Below are 25996 nucleotides of genomic sequence, written 5' to 3' on the forward strand. Positions count from 1 at the left end.
CGAACATGAAGAGGAGGGCTCGATCCGAGTCTGGGCGCCCCCTTCCCATCGCTTACTTACTTTGTAAAGGATCTTGCAGGCTGCCCATCACCGACCCGATCGGGTGGTCTGATCCCGTCAGTGCACCAGTCGGCCGGTCAGCGCTGAATCCGTGCGAAGCCGCTCCGGCGTGCAACCGACGTGTCCGAATGCGGCCCGGGAGCCCGCACCCATTGACTTGGAACGGTCCGAGGTCGAGCATCAGGGAGCCGCCGGCGTCGTAAGTCCGTCTCTGCACATGGACCAACAGGAGGAAGTCATGTCAAGCATGTCGAGCGAGTCTTCGACAGAAGCGGCGTTGCCGAAGGGCTGGCAGGCATTCGTCAAGGAGCCCAACGAGACCACCGCCGAGGCGGTGGCCGAGGCGCTGGAGAAGGAGATGAGCCCGACCGAGGCGCTCGCCTCCGTGAACCTCATCGCCGAGACGCTGGCCAAGCGCTCGGCACGCGAGCGCAGTTCGATGTCCCGGCTCATCGCGTCCCGGCTCCACGGCGAGGTCGCCCGCGGCTTCCTCAAGAAGACCGCCGAGGTTCGTCTCACTCACTCGACGCTGGAGACGCCGAAGGAACAGGCGGTGCCGCAGCACGACGACGTGTCTCACCGCCTCGACCTCCTGCCGCCGAAGAAGCTTGAGAAGCTCCCGGAGAAGACCCCGGGTGGCCGCGACAGGCAGAAGCTTGAGGCGCTCAACCTCGTCACGACGGACAAGGTCACCGTCGACCTGGCCGAGCTCGAGCAGCGCACCGACGACGTGCGCGACGCATCGTCGATAGGCCACCTCCTGGAGGCGTTGAAGCTCGTCAACTCCATCGGCGGCAGCAGACTCCCGTACTCGAAGAACCGCCGCATCGAGCTCAGTAAGACGGTGAAGGGTACGACGCAGGAGCACCTCGTCGAGCAGATCGGCTTCCGGGCGGCGAGGACCCAGCGCAACGACAAGGGCGGCCTGTCGGCCCAGAACCAGCTCGCGGTCACCTACTGGCGCACGAACTTCCGCCAAGCCATGCGGAGTTTCCTGGACAAGCTGCAGGTGGGCGGGAAGCCGGGCCCAGGAGACATCCTGGTCAACAGCCCGCGCGTGCTGCGCAAGCTCGGGATGGTGGTGAGCACGGAGGCGCTGGCCGGGCTCACGATCAGGCCGCTCGTCGGAAAGTCGGGCATCAGCGTGCTGAGTGGCACCGACAAGCCCAGCGGCGTCGACTGGGAGCACATCCTGCGGGATCTCGGCGCGACACCGTCGGCGTACCAGCTGTACGAGCTCATGGACGTGGGCAAGAACCCGCCCCCGAAGGACTTCACAGTCGACACACAGGCCGACCTCGCACAGCTCATCACCTGCAGCCCGTTCTCGCGGCTGCAGGAGATCGCGCGCGGAAAGGGCGAACTGGCGCCCGTGTGCGCCATGATCGAGCACCTCGTGCTTGGCCTCACCGACAAACTCGGCCCGAAACGCTTCGACGCGCTGACCGCCAACGCCCTGGTCTCGCTGAGCCGGCTCCTCGACATCGTCGTGGAGAACGAGGAGAACCCGTCGGTGGCGATGCGCGCGGTGGACCTCATGATGGACGAGATCGGCATCGTGGTAGCCGCGGGCAAGTACTACACGTGGACCGACTATCGCAGGACGATGCGGGAGGTCCTGCTGGAACGGGCGCCGAGCATTGCGCGACTGGTCGACGAACGGATCCAGCTCGACAGCCACCTCATGACGAGCGGCATGGACGCACTCGGGACGGCGCTGTACATCGCGCTGTCGTCGCGGGGTCACGGTCAGGTCTCGCGTTCCACCGAAGAGATCGACTACTACGAGACCGCGCTGCTGCTCGGCAAACTCAAGAAAGGCGAGACGGTGACGCCGCACAAGGACGTCCTGATCGCGGCACTGAACCCGAGCACGCCCTACATCGCGCCGGCGGAGGACAAGCTCGTGGCCGGCGTGCTGGAAGGCCTGAAGACACGCAAGACGGATGACGCGCCGTTCGCGCTGATACTCGACACCACCATCGAGATCGCGCCCAGGCCCGGCGGCAAGACCCAGCTCGAGGTCGTGCTCGACGGCTTGAAAGGCGCCATCGCCGATGGAAGCCTTGAAGTCTTCCTGTGCAAGAGCTTCCAGAAGTACGCCTCCTTCGGCACCGGCAAGGTGGCCGCCGGGGATCTCACGATGCTGTCGATGAAGGACAACCCCAAATCCGCGTTCGCGCGAGCCGAGGCGCTGTTGCAGGACCTTGCCCTTGATCTCGCCCGGTACGACGAGGCGCAGCTCGTGGTGCACATGCTCAAACACGGACATCGCGACGAGCTGGAGCTGGTGCGCAGTGCCGCCAGGAACGCCAAGTTCGTGGACGAGTTCTGCTGGCCGATCGCTCGATCGGACCTGAAGCAGGGGGCTCCGTATGTGGACGGCATCCCTTTGCTCCTGCGCTCAACGCCCACCGGCGATGTCGACGAACTGTTCAATCAGCTCGTCACGATCGATCAACGCGACAGCTTCTCGTTCCTCCGGACGTCCTACGTCGGCGGAATCCCAAGCGTCGGCGGCACCTCGGGGCAGTACGTGCGCATCAACCCCGGCCACGAGTCGAAGGAGACGATGGTCGAGTGCTTCTACGCGTTCGGCCACCTGGCGACCAGCACGCCCCCCGGTGCGAAAGAGCCGAGCAAGACGCCGGTCGATCTCGCCGCGCTCACAGTCGACCCGGTGAAAGAGCACCTGCAGGCGCTGGCTCTCGTCCCGAATGACGATCCCCGCATCGCGCGGTACCGGAACAGCATCGTGGCCTCATACTGCGCGTTCGCGATCCAGAACGTGGAGGCCAAGGCCACCGTGATGCCGCTGCTCATCGACTTCTTCGGGAAGCCGGCGGGCCGCGTCACGATCGAGACCCAGTGCTATCTCGCCGACGCGCTGCTCACGTACATGCGAGACGAGAGCCCCGGCTCGGACCGCTCCACCCTCGCGGCGCTGTGTGGCGCGGCGGTGGTCCTCCCCGCCTGGCGGCTCAAGCCCATCGCTCGAGGGCTCAAGCTCGGCGGAATCGGCGATTCGGAGGAGGCGATACGGCTGCGCAAGATCATCGAAAAGGTCAAGCAGTAATCGTCGCCGCCCCGCTGAGGGACTGGCAGCCGCGCTGGGCGTGGCCCGGCTTCCAGAGCTCCGGCAGGCCGTCCGCGGCGCCGGAGCTCTGGGCCTCAGCCTCAGCCGGGCGTGGGCCGGCTCACCGAGCAGATCATCTCGGCCCCGCTGGCGGCCGGATCCTCGGCAGCGAATCAGGAGGGCGATTCCGACCTTCGCAAGATCGGTCGCAACCTGGGTCTGACATCCGTCAGGTTCGGCGGCCCAGGACAATCGTGGAAACCTTCAGCGTGGGTGAACGCGATGTACTCCTATGCAATAACCGCTCGGTTTCTGGCTGCCCTTGTGTTGCTTCGGGACGCGTTTGAGCACCTGGCCAGTGACATCGGGTGTCTCAGGAGAATCAAGGCGGAGGGTTGAAGGATCTCTGCCATACCTGAAAGAATCACCGCATCAATGATGATGTTTCACTCTGGCTGAACATCGAGGAGGGGAGTTGTCGCTCGCGGTGGTGCGCTCCCTGCGGGAGCGCCGGGCACCGGCGACGGAGGAGGAACTCGCCGACTTCGAGCTGGACGTGCTGGCCGGATTCGTGCTCGCGCGGCATGCGGCAGGGCTGGCCGACAGCACGATCCGCGGCGACACCACCCACCTCGAGCTGATCCGCAAGTGGTTCGACCGGCCGCTGTGGGAAATGCAGCCGCCAGACGCCGACCGCTACTTCGGCACTGCCCTGCGCGGGGTGTCGCCCTCGACGCGGGCGGCCCGGGCGCAGGCGTTGGTGACCTACTTCGAGTTCATGGAGCTGCGCCACAAGGTCGAGCTGCACGAGCTGACCGGCCGGGTCGTCGAGTGCCCGATCGATGAGATGAACCGGCCCCGGATGTCGGTCGAGGCGCGGCTGCGGATCCCGCCGACCGAGGCGGAGCTGGAGCAGCTGTTCGCCGGCTGGCGCGAGGAGCTGGCGTCCTGCCGGAAGTTCGCCCCGGCTGCCCGCAACTACATCGTGGCCCGGTTGTCGGCGGATGTGGGATTACGGATCAACGAGGCCTGCATGCTCGACCTGGACGACGTCCGGTGGGAGCTGGGCCGGTTCGGCAAGCTCAACGTCCGCTATGGCAAGGGCGCCCGCCGCAAGGGGCCCAAGCAGCGGGTGGTGCCGCTGATCGGCGGCGCCGACCGCGCACTGGCGTGGTTCGTGGAGGAGGTATGGGGGCAGTTCGACGCCGACCACGCGCTGCCGGGCGCGCCGTTGTTCCCCTCCGAGCGTCGCCGCAGCGACGGCCCGGGCACGCGGGTGCGCCCCGATGTGGTCCGGCGCGCGTTGACGGGCGCGGTGGCCCGGCACCTGCCCGCCTGGGCGGGCAGGCTGACCCCGCACGTCCTGCGGCACTACTGCGCGAGCCAGCTCTACCAGACGGGAGTGGACATCATCGCGATTCAGGAACTGCTGGGCCACTCGTGGATCTCGACGACGATGCGGTATGTCCACGTGCACGCGACCCGCATCGAGGACGCCGTGATGCGCGGCCAGCAGCGCGCCGCGCAGCGGTGGGAAGGACTGATTGGATGAAGTGGAACCTGCGCCTGGCGGCGGCCAACCGCGGCATCTGGAAGGCCAGTGAACTGCGGCGGATGCTCGCCGACCGCGGCGTGGAGTTGAGCACGGGGAAGATGTCGGGCCTGTGGTCGGGCCAGCCCAGTGTTTTGCGCCCCGAAGAGCTGGATGCGTTCTGCGCGGTGCTCGGTTGTGAGATCAGCGAGCTGATCACCGCGGAACCGGATAAGGTTCCGGCACCCAGGTCGGGCACCGAGGCGACCGGCACCGCGGTCGGGCAGCAGGGCACTGCCACGGGCCCGGTTCGGGTCGTGACGCCCAGGCCGAGAACCGGCCGCTCGCTGCCGCCACGCTGACAGGCCCATGGCAGACCACGCCGACGCAGCCTCCTGCCACACCTGTGGAGGACCCGTCGAGCGCAGCACCGGTCCACGCGGCGGGCGGCCGCGCCTGCACTGCCACACCTGCCGCCCGCACCGGCCTGCCCAGGTGGACGGGGCCGGTGATGCGCCCTGCCTGACCTGCGGTGGCCCGGTCGACCGCAGCGCAAGACAGCGCCGCGGCGGACGGCGTCGGCGGCACTGCCACACCTGCCGCCCACCTGTCGCTCGCCGACACAGCGCCACGGCCGACTACGACGACGTGGCCGGCGAGCCCGCCCTCGCGCCGACGATGCAGGTCGTGCTGCGGCATGCAGGGCAGGCCGCCGAGATCGCGGATTGGAGTACCTCCTCCCGCTGGCGCGTGCTGGCCGGCCTGCGTGCCGTGCTTGAGGGGCACCCCGAGGGTGAGCCGGTCCAGCTGAGCGACCTCCAGGCGGTGACCGGCGTCTCCAGGGGTAGTCGGCTCGCGAGGATGGCGCAGGTCTTGGACGAGCTCGGGCTGCTCGTCGACGACATCGTGCCCACGATGCGGGCTTGGATCGAGCAGAGCTGCCAGGCCGTTCCGCCCGGATTCCGTGCCGAGGTCCGCGCGTGGCTGCTGCTGCTCTTGGAAGGCGACCAGCGCGCTCGCCCGCGGTCGCACTCGACGCTGTATGCCTACTTCGGGCGGGTCCGGCCGCACTTGGTGACTTGGGCGGCGACCCGCGACCAGCTGCGTGAGATCACCGAGAACGACGTTCGTGCCGTCCTCGACCAGTTGCGCGGGCACCGCCGCGCGGGCACCTTCACCGCGGTGCGGTCGCTGTTTGGCTTCGCCAAGCGGAAGCGTCTGATCTTCGCCGACCCGACCCGCCGGCTGCACGTCGGCCGAGCCCCGGCACGCATGCTGCTCCCGATGACCGACGCACAGATCGCCGCCGTCCGGCGCGTGGCGGTCACTCCGGCTCAGCGGCTGGTCGTCGCTCTGGCCGCCGTCCACGCCGCGCGTGCGACCGCGATCCGCGAGCTCACCCTCGATGACGTCGACCTCGCTGGTCGGCGCATCCGGCTCGGCGGTCACTTTCAACGGCTGCCGGAGTTCGTGCGAGATGCCCTGGTCGCCTGGCTCGAGCATCGCCAGTGCACCTGGCCGCACACGCCGAACCGGTACGTGCTGGTCTCGACGGTCACCGCGACCGGCACCCAGCCGGTCAGCGACTACTACCTCAGCAGCCATCTGCTGCTGCAGGGCGTCCAGCTCGAGCAGATCCGCGGTGACCGCATTCTGCACGAAGCGCTCGCGGTCGAAGCCGACCCCCTGCACCTGGCGATGGCGTTCAACCTCAGCTCGGCGACCGCGATCGCCTACGCCGACATCGCCCGGCACCTGCTCGAGCGACCCATCGAAACCGCCACCGCCTCAGCCGAGGCTCCCGCCGCCTCCTACTCCGGCACCCGACGTCGACCACCGTCCCCGGCGTGAGTCGCACCCGAACCCGACGCAATCGCGACCCTGGAACGCCGAACAGCGGCGGGTTCCCGCTGAAGAACCTTCAGTCACCGTGAACCCGCCGCAGACGCGGAAGCAAGATATGTGTAAGCCATGCTTATGCGGCTCCCGGAGGCGGGAGCCGTACGACCGGGCGCGGTCGTGCGACAGGTGGCCTAACGGCCCGGCGGTCAACGCCTGCCCGGCAGAGCGCGGCCTACTCGTCGGGGTCGGCGATCTCGATGACGTGCAGCGGGTTGTCCATGGCGTGGGACGGCCGCCGCCATCTCTCGGCGCGCAGGGTGAGAATCGGGCAGATCGACACATCCGCGATGGCGGCGGCGTGCGCGTCGTGGACGTCGAGCCCGGTGGCGGCCATCGTGTCGACGAGCTTGGCGGCCTGGGCGATGCCGTCCAGCGGGGCGACGATGGCGTGCTCGAACGCGGCCAGGCCGGCGAGCAGCGCCTGCGCTTCGGGTGATCCGCGGCCGTCGAGGAGCGCGCCGGTGGCCGCCAGCGCGGGGATGATGAGCGGCTGGCCCGCCCGGTCGAAGTCCTGCAGCAGGCCGATCAGGTCGGCGTCCCCACGGGCGACGTCGGCCAGGATGCTGGTGTCGAGAATGTACGGCGTGGGGGTGAAGTCACTCACCGGAGGCCGCCGGGAAACCGCGCTCGGCGAGCTGGCGGTTCACATGCCGCATCATGCGGGCCACCCGCGCCGGGTCGGCCTGCCGGGCGCGTTCGCGTAGCAGGGCCAGCGCACGCTGGTCGGTGATGCGCTTTTCCGCGATGGCGTCGTTGAAGACGGCGGCCACGCTGGTGGCCTTGCCCGCGGCGACCAGATGTTCGGCGTATTCCAGGACGTCGGGGTCCACGGTGATGGTGATTCGCGCCTTCCGATCTCCGCTCATACTCGGAATCATACTCAGCTTCGGGGCCGGGATCCGACGGAAACGACCTCGGTCGTGGTCACATCGGGGGCAACGCCGTACGGCCAGCGTTCGAGGCGATGGACGGGGACGGACAGGGGCGGCGTCGCAGACGGCGGGGCGCGAAGCGGGCCCACGTGGTGCAGTTCCGGCTCGACGACGGCGAGTACGCCGAGCTGGAGGATGCCGCCGTCCGCGAGGGACTGTCACGGGGTGCGTACGCGGCGAACGCCGCCCTGGCCGCCGCCCGCGGAGAGGCCGGCCCGCAGGTCGCCCCATTGCGGGAGGCGCTGCGGGAGCTCATGCGGGCGAGCGAGCAGGTCCGGCGCATCGGGGTGAACCTCAACCAGACGGTGGCGGTGCTGCACTCGACCGGGGAGGAGCCGCCGACCCTGCGCTCGTATGCGGCGGCCTGCATGCGGCTCGTCGGACGGCTCGACGAGGCGGCCGGCGCCGTACTGCGGAAACTCCCATGATCGGCAAGGTGCGGCGTGGCGGCCGCGTGACCGGACTGCTCGCCTACCTGTACGGCCCGGGCAGGGCCAGCGAACACGTCAACCCGCACCTGGTCGCCGGATGGCGGGATCCGGCCGAACTCGAGCCACCCCTGCGGCCGAACGGAAAACACGACCTGGCCCGGCTCGCCGCCCTGCTGCGGCAGCCGCCCGCGGCCATCGGCGAGGCCGAGCGCGTCTGGCACTGCATCGCCCGCGCCGCCCCGCAGGACCGGGAGCTGACCGACGCCGCATGGGCCCGAGTCGCGCGCGAGATCATGCACAGGACCGGGCTCGCCCCACATGGCCAGGAGACCGAGGCGGTGCGCTGGGTGGCCGTCCACCACGGCGACAACCACATCCACATCGTCGCCACCCTCGCCCGCCAGGACGGCCACAGGCCTGGCATCTCCAACGACTTCTACCGGGTGCGGGAGGCCTGCCGGGCGATGGAGGTCGAGCTCGGGCTGCGCCGTACCGCTCCTGGGGACCGTACGGCGGCCCGGCGGCCCACCCGCGGCGAGCGCGAGCAGACCGGCCGGCACGGCTGGGATGAGATCCCGCGCGAGGGCCTGCACCGCCGGGTCGGTGCGGCTGCCGCCGCCGCTGCCTCACCCGAAGACTTCCTGCGCGGGCTGGCACAGGCGGGCGTGCAGGTCAGGCTGCGCAGGGGAGAGAGCGGCCGGGTCGTCGGGTACGCGGTCGCGCTCGATCACCACCGAACCCCCGCCGGGGCCCTGGCCTGGTACGGGGGCGGAAAGCTGGCCGCCGACCTGACCTGGCCCAAGCTGTGCGCCCGCTGGCGTCGTACGCCCCGAGACGAGCTCCGCGAGAAGGCCGCGGCCGCCGCCCGCGAGGCGCACGGCGAGGAAGACTTCTTCCACCGCCTGGCCGAGGCGGGTGTGCTGGTACGGCTGCGTCACAGCGAGATCAACCCCGGCCAGGTCACCGGATACGCCGTCAGCCTGCCCGGCACGACCCCGCCGGCCGAGCCGGTCTGGTACGGCGGGGGACGTCTGGCCGGCTGGCTCACCCTGCCCCGCCTCAGGCAGCGGTGGGCCGCCGGCGGCCGGGGATGGACCCAAGCCGAGCGGGAGGCACTGTACGGCGAGGCCGCCCAGGCGGCATCGACTGCGGCAGCCCGCATCCGGCAGGACCCCGACTCCGCCGCCGACATCGCCTGGGCTACAGCCGACGTCCTGCGCGTCGCCGCCGCCGCGCTCGGCAACCCGGTCCTGGTGAGGGCGGCCGAGGAGTATGAGCGGGCCGCACGCAACGCCTACGGGCGGATCCCGGTGATCTCGCCGGAGGGCGTACGGCTGCGCGCCGCCGCCCGGTTGCTGGCGCTCGCCGGCACCACCGGCGGCCGGGACACGACGCTCGCCGGCGTCGCCCTGGCCGGCGCCCTGGCCTCCCTCGTCGCCTCGGTCGCCGACCTGCGCCGGGCGCAGCGGCAGGCGGCCCAGGCCGATGCCGCCCGCCAGGCCGCGGACCGGTTGCTCACCCAGGTCACGGTGTCGGCAACGCCCCCCGGCCAGGCTCCGCCCGTACGGTTGCGCCAGGACCCGCCAGGGCAGCCCGCCGCCGGCATCAGGGAGCCTCGACATGGATGGTGAACACTACGGTGATCCGATTCGCGAGGCGCTGGGGCGTGCCGCAGGCCGTACGGCCCAGCTGACCTCGCTGCTCACGGTCGCCGCCCAAGTCGCAGTCGACGTGCAGCGACGCCGTGCCGAGATCGCGCAGGCCCGTGACCTCGCGGCCAGACGGGCACTGGAGCAGCAGGCGCACGCCCTACGGCAGGCCGCCCGGGCACGCTGGGCACCCGCCCACGACGCACATTGGCTCGGCGAGGCCGACCTGCTCGACGTCGGCAGGATCTGGAGCGCGGCCGTCCCACACGCGGACGACGACCCCACCGCCGAGGCGGCCGTACGCAAATGCGAGGAACGACTCCGCACGCTGCACCCACACGCGATGGCGCACTACGACCAGCTACGCGCGGACGGGCTGGGGCGGTTGGAGGCGATGCGCGAGACCGCCGCGTCGTTCTCCCGCGACGCCCGCGACCCTGCCCCGCGCCGTCCCGTCGTGACCGTCGGTGAGGGGCACGAGGCCGTGTTCGACCGCTTCGAACACGGCCCGTTCCGCGAAGACTGGGAGCGCTCACGGTGGGAGCACGCCGCCGAGCAGCGGGCACGGGAACTCCTCGACGAGATGGAAGCCTGCCCCGGCGGCGCCCCACCGCACGTCGAAGAACTGCGCTCGGCACTGGAAAGCCGTACCAACCTTCCGTCGCAGGCCATCGACGTGGCCGTGGCCGAGCGGGCTCGTACGGCCGTGGCCCTGGCCGCTCTCGACCATCCTCACACGATCGACCAGGTCGTGAAGGCCACATCCACTGCCACGGCGGCGACCGACGAGGCCCCGGCCGTTCCCCGACCACGCGAACTCACCTCGAGCGCGGCGGCCCGCACCAGCTCGTGAGGCGCGCATGGTGCTGATCCGGCTCACCCCCACGGGCGTGGGGAGGACTCGGCCCGCAGGATCGTGCCGGTCTTGATGGCCGGCTCATCCCCACGGGCGTGGGGAGGACCCTGGCAGGCCCGGGACTGGCGCGGCCGGTGGAGGCTCACTCCCACGGGCGTGGGGAGGACGCGGTCACGTCGTCGCCCTGCTTGACCCCGCCCGGCTCACCCCCACGGGCGTGGGGAGGACTTCTGGGACAGCTCGACCGAGACGCGCAGCAGCGGCTCACCCCCACGGGCGTGGGGAGGACAGTCCGAGGTCGGCACGCGCGGCGGCCAGCATCGGCTCACCCCCACGGGCGTGGGGAGGAAGGACTCCCTGATCGAACGGGACGGATACAAGCGCGTCGGCTCACCCCCACGGGCGTGGGGAGGACTCCCTGATCAAACGGGACGGATACAAGCGCGTCGGCTCACCCCCACGGGCGTGGGGAGGACGGTCCAGGACGGCGGTGTCCATGTGGTGCTCTCGGCTCACCCCCACGGGCGTGGGGAGGACACCTCCTCTCCTGGGCGTACGCCCCACCCGAACGGCTCACCCCCACGGGCGTGGGGAGGACACCTCCTCTCCTGGGCGTACGCCCCACCCGAACGGCTCACCCCCACGGGCGTGGGGAGGACGGGTTCCAGTCCGTCACCGGGTTCCCCGCGAACGGCTCACCCCCACGGGCGTGGGGAGGACTGCATGACGGTCATCTGGTGGTCGGCGGTCTCCGGCTCACCCCCACGGGCGTGGGGAGGACGCCCGTGTCGCCCGTGCTCTCGCCTCCGAGGACGGCTCACCCCCACGGGCGTGGGGAGGACAAATCCGTCCGCGCGGCGAACGTGGACGACGACGGCTCACCCCCACGGGCGTGGGGAGGACTGTGTCCGGTTTTGCCTGATTGGCTACCTGACCGGCTCACCCCCACGGGCGTGGGGAGGACTGAGTGCTCGCCAGGTAGGACGTGGAGCGGGGCGGCTCACCCCCACGGGCGTGGGGAGGACGCCGGTCTCGCGGTCGGCCTTCGTCCGCGAGATGGCTCACCCCCACGGGCGTGGGGAGGACCCAGGACACCGGTAGGTTCGGCGGGTGGTCCGCGGCTCACCCCCACGGGCGTGGGGAGGACCCAGGACACCGGTAGGTTCGGCGGGTGGTCCGCGGCTCACCCCCACGGGCGTGGGGAGGACGGGCCGTTGTCGTCGCCGTGGTAGCAGATCTCCTGGCTCACCCCCACGGGCGTGGGGAGGACCTCCACCGCGTCCTTACGGGCGTTGGTGACCTGGCTCACCCCCACGGGCGTGGGGAGGACGACGGCGCGCAGTGGCAGGCCCTCCGGGACATCGGCTCACCCCCACGGGCGTGGGGAGGACAGCGTCTGCCGCACAGGTACGCCCGTGTCCGTGGCCCTGTAAAAGTCCCCACAGGTGGCCAGTTCGAGGTCACCGCTGGTGGCCGGTTTAAGTCCCCGCTTCTCGTGCTTGTCATGCGCGTGTCGTCATGAAGTAGGGGCCCTGGACGGTGATCGTGACGGTGTCAGCCAGTCACGAGATCACCGCCCAGGGAGTCTGCCCGGCCATGAAATCTTCGGGGGAAGTCATGGACATCATCGCCGCCTACCGGGAGGTAGGCACCTACCGCGGGGCCGCCCAGATGTGCGGCACCACGCACAAGACCGTCAAACGCATCATCGAGAAGGCGCTGGCTGGGGACAAGGCGCCGGGCCGTAAACGCCGTGACCGCAACTACGACGCGGTGGCCGACCTGGTGGCCAAGAAGGTGGAGAACACCTCGGGGAAGATCTCCGCCAAACGGCTGCTGCCGCTGGCCAAGGCCGCCGGATACACCGGCTCAGCGCGTAACTTCCGACGTCTGGTCGCCGCGCAGAAGAAGGCCTGGCGGCAAGGCCACCACCGGGGGCGCCGTCCGGCGGTGTGGGCGCCCGGGGAGATGCTGGTCATCGACTGGGGCAACGCCGGGGGCGGGCTGCATGTGTTCTGCGCGGTGCTGGCCTGGTCGCGTTACCGGTTCGTCCGCTTCGCCGACAACGAGCGCGCCGCCACCACGTTGGCGCTACCGGCGGAGTGTTTCGAGGAACTCGGCGGCGTCCCCAAGGCGGTGCTGGCCGACCGGATGGGCTGCCTGAAGGGCGGGGTGGTCGCCAACAAGGTCATCCCGACCGCCGACTACGTCCGTTTCGCCAGCCACTACCGTTTCCGCCCGGACTGGTGTGAGGCGGCCGACCCGGAGTCGAAGGGGATCGTGGAGAACCTGGTCGGCTACGCCAAGCGTGACCTGGTCGTCCCCCAGGCCCCTTTCAATGACTTGATGGCGGCCAACGTCGCGGCCCGCCAGTGGTGCGCGGAGGTCAACACGGTGGTGCACTCGGAGATCTGCGCGATCCCCCTGGAGCGGCTGGCGGCCGAGCGTGAGGTGATGGGCGCGTTGCCGTCGCTGCGACCGCAGATCGGCACCCCGGCGGTCACGCGCAAGGTGGACAAGCTGTCGTGTGTGCGGTTCGGCTCGGCCCGCTACTCGGTGCCCACCCGCTGGATCGGCGCCACGGTCTCGGTGGTCGAGAGCGGCGGCCGGCTGCTGATCGCTGATATGGCCACGGGTGAAGTCGTCGCCGACCACGCCCCCATCGCTCCCGGCCAGGCGTCGGTCCTGGACGAGCACTACGGCGGTCCCCGGCCCGCGCCCCGGCGCGCCGCCCGGGCCAGGACCGAGACCGAGAAGGCGTTCTTGGCGCTCGGCCCGATCGCTGAGACCTTCCTGGCCGGCTCGGCCGCATCCGGCAACACCCGCCTTGCCGCTGATCTGGTCGAGATGGCCGCGCTGCGCGCCGCCCACGGAGACGAGCAACTGCGCACGGCGCTGGAGCGGGCGGTTGCCTTCCGCCGCCGGCGGGCCGAAGACGTCCGCTCGATCCTGGCCGCCGGAGCCGGAACGGCGCAGGTCCGCCCGCCCGGGACCGCGCTGGTGCTGAAGCTGCCGCAGGTGCCGACCCGGCCGCTGTCGGACTACACCCTCGACAAGCTCGAGGCGATCGAAGGTGCCTGGTGACCGCGAGCGCCGCTCCCGCCCTGGCAGCCGACTTGGACGCCGGCCTGCGCCGGTTGAAACTGTCGACGATCCGGCGCCTGGCCCCCGAACTGCTGGTCACCGCCCGCACCCAACGCTGGAACCCCGAGGAGTTCCTGCGCACCCTCATCGACGCCGAACTGGCCGCCCGAGATGAGTCCAACGCCCGCGCCAGGATGAAAGCCGCCACGTTCCCGGTCGTCAAGACCATCGAGGAGTTCGACGTCACCGCCTCCTCCATTCCTCGCGCGACGTTCGACTACCTGGCCTCGCTGGAATGGGTGCGTGCCGCGGAGAACTACTGCGCGGTCGGGCCGGCCGGCACCGGCAAGTCCCACAGCCTCATCGCGTTCGGCATCGCGGCCATCCAGGCCGGGCACAAGGTGCGCTACTTCACCGCCGCCGAGCTGGTCGAGGCTCTCTACCGGGGCCTGGCCGACAACTCCGTGGGCCGCGTGATCGAGAACCTGCTCCGCGCCGACCTGGTCATCATCGACGAGGTCGGGTTCGCCCCGTTGGACGACACCGGCGCCCAGCTGCTGTTCCGGTTCGTCGCCGCGGCCTATGAGCGGCGCGCGCTCGGGATCGGCTCGCACTGGCCCTTCGACCAGTGGGGGCGCTTCCTGCCCGAGCACACCACCGCGGTCAGCCTGCTGGACCGGCTCCTGCACCACAGCATCGTCGTGGTCACCGAAGGTGAGTCCTTCCGCATGCGGCAGGCCCGGACCCGCAGCGGCGGACGCTTGATCAAGAAGTAGTCAACTTCGAGAACCTGGGGACATTTACCTGGCCACCAGCGGCGACACGCTCGTGACCGTTGACACCCGCGTCCTGCGGCTCACCCCCACGGGCGTGGGGAGGACAGACGCTCCTGAGCGGCGCGGTGCGCGCGCAGCGGCTCACCCCCACGGGCGTGGGGAGGACCCGCTGTGCGATCCGTACGGGTCGGCGTTCTCCGGCTCACCCCCACGGGCGTGGGGAGGACGAGGAAATCATGGCCGACAAGGTGACGACCACCGGCTCACCCCCACGGGCGTGGGGAGGACCGAGACGAGCTCATCAAGGCTGCTCCTAACACCGGCTCACCCCCACGGGCGTGGGGAGGACCGAGACGAGCTCATCAAGGCTGCTCCTAACACCGGCTCACCCCCACGGGCGTGGGGAGGACGACAGCAACTTCCTGCACACCCCCACCGGCCGCGGCTCACCCCCACGGGCGTGGGGAGGACTGGAACGCCGACTCCAGAGCATCCGCGTACCCCGGCTCACCCCCACGGGCGTGGGGAGGACCGCAGACCACGCCATCAGGCACCTCCCACGCGCGGCTCACCCCCACGGGCGTGGGGAGGACGCCAAGGGCACCACCAAGGACGGCGGCCGGATCGGCTCACCCCCACGGGCGTGGGGAGGACAAGCCGAAGCGGACCGGCTCCAAACGGAACTCCGGCTCACCCCCACGGGCGTGGGGAGGACGTCCCAGCCAAACCGGGCGCGCATCATGCTGGCGGCTCACCCCCACGGGCGTGGGGAGGACATCACTTGCATCGTGGGCCGTGGCAGTTGATGGGGCTCACCCCCACGGGCGTGGGGAGGACCCGCCCGGGTTATGTTCCCGCAACCAGGACACCGGCTCACCCCCACGGGCGTGGGGAGGACACTGGGTCGTCAACGCTGCCGGCAATAGGTCCCGGCTCACCCCCACGGGCGTGGGGAGGACCGCCGGCCGGACATCATCGGGCCCTCCAGGAACGGCTCACCCCCACGGGCGTGGGGAGGACGGCACCGGCGCCCGAACCCAGCCGTTGATCATCGGCTCACCCCCACGGGCGTGGGGAGGACCGGGTGCGCATGTCCTCGGCGTAGGCGATCTGCGGCTCACCCCCACGGGCGTGGGGAGGACAGGATGGAGCGCGGCTGCCACTCGGGGTTTTCCGGCTCACCCCCACGGGCGTGGGGAGGACACACCGGCCGCCCGGCTGACCACGATGATGCCCTGGCTCACCCCCACGGGCGTGGGGAGGACCGGCCGCCTCCCCAAATACGCCACCACAGCGACGGCTCACCCCCACGGGCGTGGGGAGGACGGAACCGCGACGGCCAACCCCGCGGCCCTGAAGGGCTCACCCCCACGGGCGTGGGGAGGACACTTCCTGACCTGCTAGTTCACAATCTCACTTGCAGTTTCTGAGGCAGAGGTCGCGTCGACGGCGTTCGCCGCGAATCTGATCAGCTGTAGGCCATCGAAATCGATCACATGGCGACGGCGCTGCCCGGCCGTACGCATGGCGAACCCTTGCTCGGTGTCGGCCGGATGGATCAAGACGGCTACCCCGTCGCCGACGCTGGCGCTGACCGCCGACCAGAGTTCGTCGCGAACGCGGGCGGACACCGTGCCGACATACAGGCCGGGTGTGGGTTCGATGAGCCAGCGGGACAGCGCCCCACCGACGTGGTCGGGGATCGCCGTCGTGGAGATGACCACCATTGTCGCCATCGCTACTCCAGGTTCACCAGGTCGGTGGCGTCGTAGGACGTGGCCTCGAACCCGTAGTTGACGCCGGCGGGCAGCGGGCCGGCCTGTGGATCCCACAGGTGCACCAGATCAGGACTCCGATCGGCGGCGGGATCTTCGTCGTCGGACGGGTCGAGCAGGGCTTGGATGTCGGTGATGATCTGCGGCATGAGCTTGAACGCGCGGAAGTCTTCACGCAGTCGTCGCCGGGCTTCGCGTTCGGGATCCGTGGACGCGTGCAGGGAGAACGCGAGCGGGATCGTCACGCGCGCCTTGTACAGGTCGGCGACGTCGTAGACGAACCCCATCTGGGTTCCGCTGTGTACGAATCCCAGGGCGGGGGAGCAGCCCAGAGCCAGCACCGCGGCGTGGACGACGCCGTACATGCAGGCGTTGGCGGCCGATAGCGCCTTGTTGACGGGATCTTGATCGTCCCAGGCGTCGGGGTCGTAGTTGCGCTTGAACCGCTTGATGCCGTACTTGGTCGCGAGCAGCCGGTAGAAGGCCTTGACCCGCTGTCCTTCCAGGCCCCTCAACTGTGCGAGGGTGACCCCGCCCGGTGCGGAGGACGTACCGAATCGCATCTCGTACATCCTGATCGCCACCTGCAGGCGGGTCTCGTCGGATGCCCAGGCGCGGGCCTGCTTTTCCAGCCACCTCGTCGTCAGTGAGGCCGGCAGGATCCCCGCGTAGCTGCGTACGCCCCCGGCACCCACGCAGACCAGGGAGGTGCCGTGCCGGGCGAAGGTCGCCATGGCCGGCTGGGTGATGGATGTGCCCGGTCCCAGCAGAACACATGCCAGGGCGGCGGTGGGGATGTATACGCGGTCGACGCCCCGGGAGGATTCGACCTGCGCGCACACGCCGGTGTCGTCCTGCACGATGCGGACGGCTTCGGCGTAGAGGAATGACAGCGAGTCCGCGATCCGCGGCAGCATCGCTAGCGTGGGGGCCGCCAGTTTGCGGCGTGCCGTTGTCGTCATCTTCCCGCCGGCGCGAGGCTGAGCAAGCCGCAGCCGTAGGACTTGCCACGTCCGATGCCCTCGAGTAGGGACTGGCGGGCGAGGTCGGCGTCGGTGACGGTGGCGATTCCGTCGAAGCGGACGACGGCATGTCGGATGCCGCCCTTGGTGCGAATATCGCGTTGGGACTGCGCGGAGACGGTCAGCACCGTCATGCCGTTGTCGGCCGCTCGCTGGGCCCACCACTGCTCAGCGGCCGCTCCGCGGAGCGCCTGGATCTTCCCCACGTCGGGGCCCGCGTTCTTGCCGAGCCGCTTGGAGGGGTTGGCGGCGATGCGGTAACGGACAAGGCTTCCCACCTGCAACTGCTCAAGCAGGCCGTCGAGCTCTTTGACCGCGGCCTCCGCGTAGCCATCGGGCAGTCGCGCCAGGAGGGGTTTCATGCGGGTCTGGACCAGGATCTGCACACCCGTCCGCGTGTCCTCCACGCGGAAGAGCACCCCTGCCCGTGAGCGGGGATCGGTGCCGAGGTCGTCGGGCACGAGGGACATCAGACGCTTGTGGAGTTGGTCGGGATCGGCCAGGTCCCGGGTGACGTCACGTCGGCGAAGGTCCGGAAGGATTCTGATGAGCCAGGCGGTCACTGCCCCTCCTGCATGTACGCGGTCAGGCTCGCCCAGAAATCCGCGCCGGTCAGGCACAGTTTCCGAGGGATCGGATAGCCGGTGATACTGACCGTGCGGGTCCGGTAGCGCCGGTCGAACCGGTGGAAACTGTCGGGTACGTCGGCCAGTTCGGTGACCGCGTCGGCGGCGTCGACCGCACCCTCGGTGACGAACTCCACGCTCGGGTCCTCCTCCTTGCGCACCCGCCGGGCAAGGGGCACCCGTTCGTGCAGGTCCGCGACGGGGTCGGCCACCTGTTCGCGCAGCAGCATCGGCTGGTCAGGCGGGCAGGAGCGGCGTCCAAGGTAGGGATGCCAGTGCGGCTGTCGCAGCGCGGCGGCCAGCTCGGCGACGCGTGATGCGGATCCTTCGACGGCGACGGTGAAAATCGCGTCGGCCAGGTATTGCCGGCGTGTGACCATGGTCGCGGTCTCCGGTGTGCGGTATTTGCCTTCGGCGGTGGGCACCCCGCGTGCCCGGCCACCGCCGACGGTGTGGAAGTCGACCATCGGCACGCCCGGCCGGTCGATGCGTACGGTGAACCGCAACTCCTCGAAGGCATGCAGGGGCCGGCCGCGACCGATGCCCTCCGCCGCCGCCAGCAGCCCGATCAACCCAGAACGGGTCGGGAAACGCATGGTGTCGCGGTTGGTGAACGCGCTGTGCTCGCCCCAGGACTGCAGCGGGGCGGCCAGGCGCAGCACGAGACCGGTCACGCACCGCTCCCGGGGTGGGCCGCGGTCACGGTGGCCTCGATGAGCTCAGCGAAGGAGCCGTACGACTCGCCCAGCCCGGCCAGCGGCTTTTCCTCGATCGAGGCGTAGCCGGCACGGATGACTCCTGCCTTGCCCCACAGCTGCTCCAGCCGCTCGGCGTAGCGTGACAGTTCCTTGCGGGATGGCGCGGCAAGCCCGTTCTCCGGGCGTACGGGAGCCTCGAACGCAGCGGCCAAGGACACCGGACGGTCGGCCCGGACAGCGATGTGCACCAAGTCGGGCAGTGTGTTGGCAGCCGTCGCGGTCTGCTTGCCGGTGGGCAGGGAGGCGATGAACGCGCGCAGGAACTCGCCGGTCAGCTCACGTGCCATCGCCTTATCTTCGCCGAGGTTGGTCAGCAGCCCGGCCAGGTCGACGCTGGCGTACCGGTAAAAGACGCCGGCGGAGAACTCCGCGCTGTTCATGTGGCCGCTACCGACGGCGTCTTCGGGCAGGCAGTCGTCGACTGCGGTGAAGAAATCAATCTCCGGCGCCACCTCGTGGGTGGTGAAAGCATGCGCGACCTGGACGGTGCCGTCCACCCCCGCCCCCGGCAGCTCGGCCAGCATGCGGCCGAACAGGTTGATCACGCCGTTGCGTTGGGACAGCAGCGTCGCGACCTCGTCGATGGGCAGGACGCCCTTGGGCTTCTTGGCGCCGACGGTCTGCTCGATCGCCTCCCGATGCGTTTCAGCCAGATCGGCCAGGGCGTCGAGGGCCGCCTTGGGCAGGTACAGCAGGACCGAGGTGCCGCCCTTGTCCTCCAGCTTGAGCCCTTCTTCCTTTTTGTTCGCGGACAGGGCGATCTGCGCGCCCGCCGCAGCGGCGGCGTCCGGTGACCAGCCGCGCGCCACCAGCCGCTCGGTCACCTCGGCCGGCACCCTGCGGGTGCGGACAGCCGGGTCGCTGATCGCCCGCTCGACGTCCAGACGTACGGCGCGCTTCCAGCACTGGCTGGACACCCTGGTCCGGGTGGCCCCGCCGTACACGACACTCTTGGGAGATCCGAGGTCGTCACGGTTGAGATTGGCGAACGGCACGGTCTGGAGCACATGCACGTCGAGGTAACGGGGGGTGGTCACTTGTCCTCGCTTTCCTGGCCGATCTGCCTGGCCGCGTCCTGGTCGTCGTTGTCTTTGAGCTCGTTCATCGCCCGGTAGAAACCCTGCAACCACTGCTTGGCCACCTCGTCGCGGCCGATCCCCCAGCGGCTCAGGTCGAGCAGCAGCTTGGCGAGGTCGACCTGGACGTCCTTGGCCTGCAGCAGGCGGATCAGGCCGGGAAGCTGGCGGTGCAGCCCGGCCACGTCCTGGCGGCACAGCAGATGCAGCCGCCCCTCGGCCGTGTCGGGATTGACCTTGCCATCTCGTACGGCTAGGCCGAGGACGCGTCCAAGATTGGTGCGCGCGGACTCCTCGTTGTCCGCTGCGGCGTCCGCTTCCGGCGTGGCAGGCTGATCCGTTTCCCGATCGCGGTCGGCTGGGCGGGCCGCGGCTAGGGCGGCGACGGTGTAGTAGGCGCTCTCGACCGCGTCGTACACCCGCCTGCCCCGCACATCTCGCCTCTCGGGAAGCCAGGGGGCGACCACGCCATGCGCCCAACGCGCGCCGATGTCCGCCACCGGCCTGCCGAGGCTGCGGCGCAGGGCGGCACGCCGCCCGGGATCATTCCTGGTCACCTTGCCGACATGGTCGACATAAGCGTCGGCCGTCGTGATGGAGGGAATGCCTTTCATGCGCTCCTTACCTTCTCCTTCGCCTTCCCGGGGGATGCCGAACGGGCCGCGAAGATATAGCCGCGCTTCAGCTCGATCGCGCGTTTGGCCCGCGGACGCATTCCGGCGCTGTCGGTGACCTCGTCGTACACCTGCAAGGCCAGCCGCAAGAACTCCTTCGCCGCACCATCGACTTCACGCCCCCGCACCCGACGCCAGAAGATCCGCTCGGCCGCTCCCCAATACCGGAACGCACCCCGAGCGGGCCAGGGCCCTTTGCCGATGTCCTTACGTTGGGGAAGCCCGGAGCCGTTGGAGGGGTCGTTGAGCGCGACCCAGGCGTTGTGCAGAGCCCGCGTCAGATGCCGCTCCACGCGCTCGGCCGTCTGCCGCATCTCACTGATCGCGTTGGCGAGCCGCCGATCTTTCGCGGTGGCCAGCACCGCCGGAGTCACCGCGACGGTCCACTCCTTGTCCCTGGTCTGGCCGTCCTGATCGAAGCCGTATGCGCGAACGCGCAGCGTCTCCAGCAGGGTGCCGCGCAGTTCCTCGGCATCGCGCAGCACGGCCGGGCGACGCCGGTGCTCGTCACCGGCGTCGTCGAGGATCAACGAGTCGAAGTCCCGCCACAGCGCACGGTCGGCATCGGCCTGCCGCGCGAAGTCTTGGTCGCTCTGCTTGCTCGGCTGATAGACGAGATAGGGGTCGTAGTCGGGGAACTCCCGGTCACGCCACGCCCAGGTGATCCAGGCGTCGACCACCGCGTTCCCATCATCGGACGGCTGAAGCAAGATCGCATGCTGGAACCGCCCCGTCAAGACCCCGGCGATCCCGGACGGACGGCCGGGGCCGCGGAGCGGATCGGGAAGCTCGTCGGCCTCCCACGGCGCGATGTCCAGGCCACCGTGGTCGTAGTCGGGAGCGAAGGGGATGCCCGCGACGAGCGACTCGAACACGGTACGGCCCAGCGGATGGTAGGAGATAGAGCGGCGCAGCGGTCCCGCCTTGGAGTTGGCCTCGGACCTACCAGCCACCGTCCGAGAGGTGCACCGTCCCGACGGGCCGTAGTAGAGCTGCGCAAGGAGATGCCACACCGCCTCCTCTGTCGGCACCGGGACCGCGGCGACGTCGGTGAAGTGCGTGAACCAGACCTGGTTGTTGCCTGCCGGCCGGGTGAGCACGAGCTTGTTGATCCCCGAACTCTTCGCGCACTGATCGCGCAACCGCGGATCCTGCAGCCACGGCCGACCGGCATCGAACAGATCGAACCGGGACGCGTACCGCTCGAAGTAGTCCCCCACCTGCGCCGGGTCGAAGCGGCCCGATTCGAGCACCTCCTCCCGGCGATCCAGCCACTCATCAGCGCTCAGCGTGACGTCGTCCAGCCCGGTCACCCGCGCCGCGATCACAGCCAGGACCCGCCACAGGCCCGAAGCAGCCGGCGGCAGGGCGGCTTCGATGTCACTCAACTCGTGCGCCTGTAAGAACACCTCCCGCAGGCCGACCCGTCGTCGCTCATCAGCCGCTCTGACCGGCAGCCATTCACGCGTCAGAAGGTCGTACAGCACACACCCTCCTCTCTAAACTCTGAAGCTTCACCCCCACAGAAGTGGGGACTTGTGGTCGCACCAGCTTCGAGCGGTCGGCACGTACTGGCACACCCCCACCGGTGTGGGGACGACGGCCTCAGAGCCACCACCACACTGCGAACAGGTGTCCGGCGCCCATCAACGCGAGGACTCTGAGCCCTTTGACGCATAACTGCAGTGCTCTCTTCAGCCTGCGCCCGTCGATCGTGACGTTGATCTTCAGTTGGAGATGGTTGATCTCCGTACCCTTGGCCTCCATGGGACAAAGGTACGGGCCGAACGCTCCCAGTGAAAAGGCCGTGGCAAATTTCACCATGGTGTCTCTCTAGTTCTCCTCCGAGAGGCCCAAGTCTTCGGATAGCCGGAGGGCTCTGTCACCGAGCAGGCCGGGCTCGTCCGGTGAGGAAAGCCGGATCAGCACCAGATCGCGCAGGTGCGGGTTGTCCCGCCAGGTCGGCGGCGAGTCGTTGTCCGCAGACCGTCCCCGCAGCCACATCCCCGGCACAGGGATCGTCTCCCGGATGATCCGCTTGACCTGCTCCTTGGTGAAACGGCCCTCGCGGCCGTCTCCCTGCTCCGGCAAGGGAAGGCCCGAGCTGAGCAGGAGGGATCCGTCGGGGCCGGGGTGACAGCACACCACCCGGCCCGAGTCGGCCCCCAGCCGTGTGGAGTACTCATCGACGATCTCGCCGTTGCTGAGCTCGCTCAGGTCCCTCACCACGCGTGGCTCGGGGATCGCCGCCATGGACGCGTACATCTCCTTGGTCTGCTCGTCGGCAAGCCTCTCCAGGTCGTCGTCGGTGAGCGGCTTTGTCAGGTCGGCGAAATCTTCGTCGTAGACCTGGTCGACCAGCTCCTGGACATCACCGGGGATCGCCACCTCTCGGCCTGCCAAATCGGCGAGCGCTGTGTGCGTACGGCGAAGCAGGGCCGGATGGTAGACGTACGGCCAGGCTCGTGGGATGACAAGCGCGCCCGCGTCATCGGCCGGTGTGAGCACCACCAGCCGCATTTCGTCCGCCCAGCCAGGCCTCCGACAATCGTTGACGCGGTGGCGATGGCATCGGCCCGCACGCTGCAGCAGCAGCGCGATCGGAGCCAGATCGCTGATCAATACGTCGAAGTCGAGATCGAGGGACTGCTCGATCACCTGGGTCGCCACCACGATCGCAGCAGGCGGGCGCCGCTCGCCGGCATCCTTACCGAACCAGCCCACGACCTCCTGGGTGATCTCCTCACGCCGCCTGGCCGGGAACCTGGAGTGCAGCAGCTTCAGCACCGGGGTCTTGGCGGGAGCCGTACCGGCCGTCTCCAACCATTTTTTGATCTCCAGATAGGTCCGCTGCGCCTCGGCGACGGTGTTGCAGATCACGGCAGCGCAGCCACCTTCAGCGGCCAGCGGAGCGAGCAAATCCTTGGTTACCTCGGCTCGTCCCACACGACCGTCCGGCTGTACGGGAACGTTCCTCGTCTCCACCTGGAGATTCCGCACCCTCGCCTCGACCGGCACCGACATCGCCGATCCCGTGCTGGCGTAGATCCATCCCGGGTAGCGAACCTCGGGCACCTGCCCGTCCCGGGAGCCCGCCCCCCTGAGATAGGCCGCAACCAGCCGCCGCCCAACCGACACGGGCAGCGTGGCCGACAACAGCACCACCGGCACCCTCAACGCGCCGAGCCAGATCAGCAGCCGCGCGAGCAGTCCCTGCATGTATGCGTCGTAGGCGTGCACCTCGTCGATCACCAGGACCTTGCCCGCGAGGCCGAGCATGCGCAGCACATTGTGACGCCCACGTAAAACCGCCAAGAGCGCCTGATCGACCGTCCCGACGGCGAGGTTGGCCAGTAGCCCACGCTTGCTGCCCCGAAGCCACTGGGTAGCGATGGGATCCCCGGCCAGAACGTCTACGACCTCACCATCAGGTGCGTACGCGGAGTTCAACCAGGCCAGACTGTGCAGCAGCGTCAACGAGTCGGCGCCCTCCGCACGACGGCTGCGAAACTCCTCCACCCGACCGAACATCTGGTCCGAGGTGGCCATCGTCGGCAGCCCGAAGAACATGCCCGGTGTCCCCGCCGCCTCGCCCATCAGACGTGCGGCATGCAGCGCTGCTTCGGTCTTGCCCTCCCCCATTGGCGCCATGATCAGAAGAAGACCGGGCTCACCCTGGAGAAGGTCGGGAAGCTGCACGCTGATGGAACGTTGCAAATCATTCGGCTGGAAGGGGAAGTCCTCGTCGAACGCGCCAGGCTTGAACGTCAAGCGCCCGAGACCTGCCCCACGAAGGAGGTCGAGGGCTGATGACCGGCTGTCGGACAGATGCTTGCCCAGGCACTCGGCATCTCCCACGGCGGGAAGTCCCGACGCTATCCGCTCGCGCAGGAACACATCCTGGCTGACAAGCCAGTCCGCGAGGATCACCAGACCGCACACCAGCGAGGCCACGGCCGAAGGCAGTTTCCGAGAGGGCTCCGGCGACCCGACCAACCCATGGACCAGAGCGGTCATGCTCTTGCGCTGCTCTTCCCAGCGCCCTGTTCCCAACGCCGGAAGGCACTCCAGAGGAGCCTGGGTCTCTCCGCTGTTGTAAGGGAAAAACTTGCCGTGGTGTCCGCCTAGCAATTGGGCAACCCGAAATCCTGGCGACCGCCTGTCTGTGGTTTTGTATCCGGACTCGGAGAGTGCTTGCCCAAGCCACACGTGGGCTGCGAACGCATGCCCTTTCGCCTCTTCCGCGCCGTCTGGATATCCCACCAGTTGCGCGAAACCCTCTGCGTCCTGGGCCTGGAAGCAGGCCATGACCTTGCCTATGTCATGCAACCCCGCCCAGTACGCCAACAGGCTACGGGCGTGCTCGTCCGAGGTGCCGAGGCCGTCAATGATCAGCGCACGGATCCCCGGCGGGAGATACTCGTCCCACAGTGACTCCATGACTGCCGCCGCATCGAGCAGATGGCAGACCAGGGGATAACGCCGCCCCTGAAGGCCCCGTGATTTCCCCCAAAGGGTGAGATCAATTATCGGCCTGTCGGTCATAGACGGCCTCCTGATCATCGGATTCGAGTTCGTCATCCTGGACCCCCGACGAGAGGGGGTGCCAGACGAGGATCACTGTAGAGGGGGCCACCGACATTTCGTAGAGGATTGAGAAACATCCATATTGTCCGTGAATGCCCGTTACACATCCATTGAGATTGACCCCTGCTGGCATGAGGGGAATTCATGCGGATTCGCCCGTTTACTGGGTCCATGGCTTACTCCCATGACTGCGCGAAGGACAGCCGCCGATTGCGGACGACCCCACGTCCCAGGCTCACCCCCACGGGTGTGGGGAGGACCCGCCGACGGTGCGGGCCTCGACCAGGCGAACCGGCTCACCCCCACGGGCGTGGGGAGGACTTCGGCGGGGCGTCCCCCCGCAGCTCCGTCCACGGCTCACCCCCACGGGCGTGGGGAGGACGCACACGCCGCATGACGACGAGTGCGGGCAGGCGGCTCACCCCCACGGGCGTGGGGAGGACCAGCTCACGCTCCACGACGTCCCCGCGAGCAGCGGCTCACCCCCACGGGCGTGGGGAGGACGGCTGGGCTTGGAACGGGTCCCGGGGCTGGGCCGGCTCACCCCCACGGGCGTGGGGAGGACGGAGCGCCTGCCGGTAGGCGAGATCGGCCTCCGGCTCACCCCCACGGGCGTGGGGAGGACACCCGGGCCATCAACTGCTCCGTCCGCGCCGACGGCTCACCCCCACGGGCGTGGGGAGGACTGGTGCGCGACATGCGCGCCGACCGGTCCCGGCGGCTCACCCCCACGGGCGTGGGGAGGACGGGACGTGGCTCGCGAACCCGATGGCGTTCTACGGCTCACCCCCACGGGCGTGGGGAGGACCTCTTCGAGTCGGGCGATCTCGAACAAGATCTCGGCTCACCCCCACGGGCGTGGGGAGGACACCACGCTCGACAGGGACGTCATAGACCCCATCGGCTCACCCCCACGGGCGTGGGGAGGACGTTGCGACAGCCTGAATCTGCCCCGGGCTCATCGGCTCACCCCCACGGGCGTGGGGAGGACCCGCTGGAGGACCGCCGGGCCATCCTGGCCGCCGGCTCACCCCCACGGGCGTGGGGAGGACCGATTGATCAGGACGTGGCCACCATCATCTGGCGGCTCACCCCCACGGGCGTGGGGAGGACCCCGAAGCGGGAGTATTTCCAGACGGCGATCTCGGCTCACTCCCACGGGCGTGGGGAGGACCCGTCGT

20 protein-coding genes and 3 CRISPR repeat arrays (1 of these 23 only partly in view) are annotated in these 25996 nt (G+C 69.4%); of the genes, 9 read left to right on the plus strand and 11 right to left on the minus strand.

The window, feature by feature from the left end:
- Window positions 1–298: 298 nt before the first annotated feature.
- The 4 genes from ACQP1K_RS28960 (at window position 299) to ACQP1K_RS28975 (ending at window position 6518) form a co-directional block, all read left to right on the plus strand.
- Window positions 299–3136 carry a hypothetical protein gene (locus ACQP1K_RS28960; RefSeq protein WP_433501803.1) on the plus strand — a complete coding sequence of 946 codons (2838 nt, stop codon included), beginning with the start codon at window positions 299–301 and terminating at the stop codon, window positions 3134–3136.
- Window positions 3137–3611: 475 nt separating this feature from the next.
- Window positions 3612–4688 (plus strand): tyrosine-type recombinase/integrase, encoded by a 1077-nt coding sequence (locus tag ACQP1K_RS28965; protein ID WP_433501804.1) that lies wholly within the window; start codon window positions 3612–3614, stop codon window positions 4686–4688.
- Complete coding sequence (locus ACQP1K_RS28970; protein WP_055483880.1) at window positions 4685–5029, plus strand: helix-turn-helix domain-containing protein; 345 nt, start codon at window positions 4685–4687, stop codon at window positions 5027–5029. Before ACQP1K_RS28965 ends, ACQP1K_RS28970 begins: the two co-directional genes overlap by 4 nt.
- A 7-nt stretch (window positions 5030–5036) precedes the next feature.
- Complete coding sequence (locus tag ACQP1K_RS28975; RefSeq protein WP_433501805.1) at window positions 5037–6518, plus strand: hypothetical protein; 1482 nt, start codon at window positions 5037–5039, stop codon at window positions 6516–6518.
- A gap of 223 nt (window positions 6519–6741) precedes the next feature.
- Here ACQP1K_RS28975 and ACQP1K_RS28980 read toward each other — a convergent pair whose 3' ends face one another.
- Window positions 6742–7173, minus strand: a complete 432-nt coding sequence (locus ACQP1K_RS28980; protein ID WP_433501806.1) for a hypothetical protein — start codon at window positions 7171–7173, stop codon at window positions 6742–6744.
- A complete protein-coding gene (locus ACQP1K_RS28985) occupies window positions 7166–7435 on the minus strand; it encodes a hypothetical protein (RefSeq protein WP_055483699.1) in 270 nt (89 codons plus the stop codon). The genes ACQP1K_RS28980 and ACQP1K_RS28985 overlap by 8 nt, the downstream gene beginning before the upstream one ends.
- A 98-nt stretch (window positions 7436–7533) precedes the next feature.
- On the opposite strand from ACQP1K_RS28985, the gene ACQP1K_RS28990 reads away from it, so the two are divergent.
- The 5 genes from ACQP1K_RS28990 (at window position 7534) to istB (ending at window position 14297) form a co-directional block, all read left to right on the plus strand.
- Complete coding sequence (locus ACQP1K_RS28990; RefSeq protein WP_433501807.1) at window positions 7534–7929, plus strand: plasmid mobilization protein; 396 nt, start codon at window positions 7534–7536, stop codon at window positions 7927–7929.
- On the plus strand, window positions 7926–9563 hold the full coding sequence (locus tag ACQP1K_RS28995; protein WP_433501808.1) for a relaxase/mobilization nuclease domain-containing protein: 1638 nt from the start codon (window positions 7926–7928) through the stop codon (window positions 9561–9563). Before ACQP1K_RS28990 ends, ACQP1K_RS28995 begins: the two co-directional genes overlap by 4 nt.
- A complete protein-coding gene (locus tag ACQP1K_RS29000; protein WP_433501809.1) occupies window positions 9553–10434 on the plus strand; it encodes a hypothetical protein in 882 nt (293 codons plus the stop codon). Before ACQP1K_RS28995 ends, ACQP1K_RS29000 begins: the two co-directional genes overlap by 11 nt.
- 19 nt (window positions 10435–10453) lie before the next feature.
- A CRISPR array of direct repeats spans window positions 10454–11828; the repeat unit is 29 nt; unit sequence CGGCTCACCCCCACGGGCGTGGGGAGGAC.
- Between the two features lie 205 nt (window positions 11829–12033).
- Window positions 12034–13521: an IS21 family transposase gene (istA, locus tag ACQP1K_RS29005; protein ID WP_433501810.1), complete on the plus strand. Its 1488-nt coding sequence runs from the start codon at window positions 12034–12036 to the stop codon at window positions 13519–13521.
- Window positions 13518–14297 carry an IS21-like element helper ATPase IstB gene (gene istB, locus ACQP1K_RS29010; RefSeq protein WP_433501811.1) on the plus strand — a complete coding sequence of 260 codons (780 nt, stop codon included), beginning with the start codon at window positions 13518–13520 and terminating at the stop codon, window positions 14295–14297. Before istA ends, istB begins: the two co-directional genes overlap by 4 nt.
- Window positions 14298–14373: 76 nt before the next feature.
- A CRISPR array of direct repeats spans window positions 14374–15684; the repeat unit is 29 nt; unit sequence CGGCTCACCCCCACGGGCGTGGGGAGGAC.
- A gap of 13 nt (window positions 15685–15697) precedes the next feature.
- Here the strand turns inward: istB and cas2e are convergent.
- The 9 genes from cas2e to cas3 all read right to left on the minus strand — a co-directional run bounded on the left by cas2e (window position 15698) and on the right by cas3 (window position 24773).
- Complete coding sequence (gene cas2e, locus ACQP1K_RS29015; protein ID WP_433501812.1) at window positions 15698–16033, minus strand: type I-E CRISPR-associated endoribonuclease Cas2e; 336 nt, start codon at window positions 16031–16033, stop codon at window positions 15698–15700.
- Window positions 16034–16035: 2 nt separating this feature from the next.
- Window positions 16036–17034: a type I-E CRISPR-associated endonuclease Cas1e gene (gene cas1e, locus ACQP1K_RS29020; protein WP_433501813.1), complete on the minus strand. Its 999-nt coding sequence runs from the start codon at window positions 17032–17034 to the stop codon at window positions 16036–16038.
- Complete coding sequence (gene cas6e / locus ACQP1K_RS29025) at window positions 17031–17657, minus strand: type I-E CRISPR-associated protein Cas6/Cse3/CasE (RefSeq protein ID WP_433501814.1); 627 nt, start codon at window positions 17655–17657, stop codon at window positions 17031–17033. The genes cas1e and cas6e overlap by 4 nt, the downstream gene beginning before the upstream one ends.
- Window positions 17654–18394: a type I-E CRISPR-associated protein Cas5/CasD gene (cas5e, locus tag ACQP1K_RS29030; RefSeq protein WP_433501815.1), complete on the minus strand. Its 741-nt coding sequence runs from the start codon at window positions 18392–18394 to the stop codon at window positions 17654–17656. Before cas5e ends, cas6e begins: the two co-directional genes overlap by 4 nt.
- A complete protein-coding gene (gene cas7e, locus ACQP1K_RS29035; protein WP_433501816.1) occupies window positions 18391–19515 on the minus strand; it encodes a type I-E CRISPR-associated protein Cas7/Cse4/CasC in 1125 nt (374 codons plus the stop codon). Before cas7e ends, cas5e begins: the two co-directional genes overlap by 4 nt.
- The gene (gene casB / locus ACQP1K_RS29040) at window positions 19512–20168 is read right to left on the minus strand and encodes a type I-E CRISPR-associated protein Cse2/CasB (protein ID WP_433501817.1); all 657 of its coding nucleotides are present in this window, start codon (window positions 20166–20168) and stop codon (window positions 19512–19514) included. Before casB ends, cas7e begins: the two co-directional genes overlap by 4 nt.
- Complete coding sequence (casA, locus tag ACQP1K_RS29045; RefSeq protein WP_433501818.1) at window positions 20165–21715, minus strand: type I-E CRISPR-associated protein Cse1/CasA; 1551 nt, start codon at window positions 21713–21715, stop codon at window positions 20165–20167. The genes casB and casA overlap by 4 nt, the downstream gene beginning before the upstream one ends.
- 118 nt (window positions 21716–21833) lie before the next feature.
- A complete protein-coding gene (locus tag ACQP1K_RS29050) occupies window positions 21834–21995 on the minus strand; it encodes a hypothetical protein (protein ID WP_433501819.1) in 162 nt (53 codons plus the stop codon).
- A 66-nt stretch (window positions 21996–22061) separates the two neighbouring features.
- Window positions 22062–24773, minus strand: coding sequence for a CRISPR-associated helicase Cas3' (gene cas3, locus ACQP1K_RS29055; RefSeq protein WP_433501820.1), 2712 nt, complete (start codon window positions 24771–24773; stop codon window positions 22062–22064).
- 273 nt (window positions 24774–25046) lie between these two features.
- Window positions 25047–25996: direct repeats of the CRISPR family, unit length 29 nt; unit sequence CGGCTCACCCCCACGGGCGTGGGGAGGAC; it runs 2013 nt beyond the window's last position.

The organism is Sphaerimonospora sp. CA-214678, from assembly GCF_050942215.1.
GTDB lineage: Bacteria > Actinomycetota > Actinomycetes > Streptosporangiales > Streptosporangiaceae > Sphaerimonospora.